4 protein-coding genes are annotated in these 2755 nt (G+C 31.2%); 2 read left to right on the top strand and 2 right to left on the bottom strand.

Going from position 1 to position 2755, the window contains the following annotated elements; translation table 11 throughout:
* Nucleotides 1-70: 70 nt before the first annotated feature.
* Entirely contained in the window at nt 71-409 is a 339-nt protein-coding gene (locus OXPF_RS21510) for a transposase (RefSeq protein WP_341441571.1), read from the bottom strand.
* Between the two features lie 163 nt (nt 410-572).
* On the opposite strand from OXPF_RS21510, the gene OXPF_RS00020 reads away from it, so the two are divergent.
* Nucleotides 573-1109, top strand: coding sequence for a C39 family peptidase (locus tag OXPF_RS00020; RefSeq protein WP_054873173.1), 537 nt, complete (start codon nt 573-575; stop codon nt 1107-1109).
* A 38-nt stretch (nt 1110-1147) separates the two neighbouring features.
* Here OXPF_RS00020 and OXPF_RS00025 read toward each other — a convergent pair whose 3' ends face one another.
* The gene (locus OXPF_RS00025) at nt 1148-2134 is read right to left on the bottom strand and encodes a leucine-rich repeat domain-containing protein (RefSeq protein ID WP_054873174.1); all 987 of its coding nucleotides are present in this window, start codon (nt 2132-2134) and stop codon (nt 1148-1150) included.
* A gap of 449 nt (nt 2135-2583) precedes the next feature.
* Between OXPF_RS00025 and OXPF_RS00030 the strand changes: the two genes are divergently transcribed.
* A partial coding sequence (locus tag OXPF_RS00030; RefSeq protein ID WP_152967662.1) for a transposase occupies nt 2584-2755 on the top strand: 172 nt, incomplete at its 3' end.

The following is a 2755-nucleotide window of genomic DNA, read 5'->3' on the forward strand; positions in this document are numbered from 1 at the left end:
TGTTGAAGGTACAAACAATAAACTCAAGATGATAAAACGGACAATGTATGGACGGTGTAACATCTCGTTATTAAGTGCAAAAATGATGTTGCAAAAACCTGGTATAACGGATAATTAAGGATGAACCAATAGTATCCGGAATATTCACATAATCTAAGGGTAAAAGGATGCATGCCCGTTCTTTCTGACTGAATTTTATTGTGAAGTTTATTATATTATGTGCCATTGCGAGAAGTATACTTTCCGCAAGTACATTCTGTCTTCCTTTGCATATAAATCTTCGAAAACCCATATCCTGTTTTAATTCTCCAAAAGAGCCCTCGACCTGTATGTTTCGATTAACCCTGAGCTCACAGCCTTCTTTGCTTAGTATTCTTTCAAGACTTCCTTTACGCAACTGGTTAAACAATTTTGATGAATTACATTTCCATACAAATCATATTTCAATACTAAATTATTTTAAGACCAGGTTGATTTTTCCCTTTCTTTTCTCTTCTTATATGGTGAGAGGTGAAATTAATGGCCATTTTAATTAACCTAATAAATAAAAAATAAAAGGAGAGATATGTTTTATGCCAGAAAGAACAATTAATATTAATTTTTCAGTAGGAAGAGTAGAACAAAAGGGAGACGGTTGTGGAATAGCTTCAGCTGCAATGATGGTCAACTACCTAAATCGTAAAAATTACAACTTTGACGAAATGTTCGATATCAATGGATCAGGCGATTATGAAACACAGTGGCCTACTATAGCGAATAAACAAAATTTAAAGTTCAAAATGATCTTAAGTGGTACAACAAATTCGACATTTAATGCATTAAAAAAGGAGCTGTTCGATATATTATACTTTTCTCCTGAGACCCCCGTCATTGTAAGAGTTGCAAATCTAAGCACCGACAGAAAACACTATGTTGTTGTCAATGGTTTCTCGGGAAAAGTACAAACAGGTGTAGATCCTGATAATATCAATTATGGTTCTATAACAGCAGAAATGTTTAGAGTAGTAGATCCTGGTATTATAAATAACCACACATTGGAGGATGTTATGGATAGTTATGGTGGTTATCCAAATGCAGATCTAAGAAGATTATATTTTTTCTATAAATAATGGAGAATAAACAGGGGCTTGATAATTCAAGCCCCTGTTTATTCTCCATCTACATTAATACCTAGACTTTCCATATACTCCTCATCTTCAATAATGTTTTCATCACAGTATACCGTCTTCAGATTTTTAAACTTTTTTAATGGTGCGACTCTCTTTATCCCTGTTCTGAATAAATATATCATTTCTATAGAATCCACCCCATTTATATTATCAGCATCAGTTATTAGTGTGCCATCTAAAGTTAATGATTTAAGGTTCGGAAGAGTATCTGATGGTATGTTAAAATTTATAAGCGGATTATTAACTAATGAAAGATATTGAAGATTCGCCATTTTAGGAAATTTTACAATATTTTTTATATTGTTTACAGATAATGACATGAACTGAAGAGTCGTCATGTCAGGTATAGTATCAAGCTGTACTTCAGAAACATCACAATTAACTATATTTATTGCACGTACATTTTTTAAGTACTTTAAAGGATTAAAGTTCTGTACATCAGGAACATCGTAAAGATAAAAAGAATCTAATTGATTCAGGTTCTTTAAAAAATCAATATTTGTTATTTTGCTATGGACTATACTTAATGAGTCTAAAGAGTTTAACCCAATTATATTCTCTATATCTTTATCGGTAATATTTCCAATTCTTAAACTTTCTAAGTTATGCAGCTTTTTTAATATGGAATAGTCCTTTAATCTTATCTCTCTTCCGAGATCTATATCTAAATGCGTCATGTTAGGCATTTCCAAAATGATTGAAAAATCATATTCTTTATTATCTTCAAATCCATATTGCTCTAGTGGTTGTCCTTCATCATCCATTTTAATAAAATGAAAATTTAGTACTTTTTTTAAATCTTCCCTGGTAAGCTCCTTATAATCCTTATTTACATTTGGATTAACCCCCACTGCTATTAATAAAGGCTCTGGATATTTGCCATATAATAGCTCAGAATCATTACTATGACATGAAGACAATAATAGACTCGTACACAGAGATACTAATATAATGATTTTTTTCATAATATAATCAACTCCTTTTTGATTTGATATAGTATTTTTCGTTCACCCCCTATTTTTATGATATACTTATAGGCTTCCCCCCCTGGGTCATCTCTTATTTATTATATTTGATAACTTATATATACTTCCACTTTTCTTATGTATTTGGAGAAATCACAACTTTTTTATCTGTTATATAAGACTGTATAAAGACAGAAAAAGTTTCGTATTTTAAACGTAAGCGTCAAATAAAAAGGTGGATTGTCCGCCATCTCACATCTGTGAGATAATCTCCAATATATAGTGGGAATGCTAAAGTAACTTAAGGTTCTTAAGGGATTTTAGACATTTCTAATATAAAAATTGGAGGAACGCTATGGATAAACTTACAATTACTGTAGCGGTATAATGAAGTTGTAACACCTCGGTCTAATAGATATAATAAATTTATTAGAGAAAGAGGGATAACGATGAATAGGTATTATGAAGAAGAATTCAAAAACAAAATTGTTCGTCTTCATCTTGAAGAAGGACGTACTTTAAAAAGCTTATCTGAGGAATATGGAGTTTCTAAATCAGGTATTTCAATATGGATAAAAGCTTATCGTGAAGAATGCTCAACAAACCATGAATTAAAAGAAG

Origin of the sequence: Oxobacter pfennigii, from assembly GCF_001317355.1 — a bacterium.
Classification (GTDB): domain Bacteria; phylum Bacillota; class Clostridia; order Clostridiales; family Oxobacteraceae; genus Oxobacter; species Oxobacter pfennigii.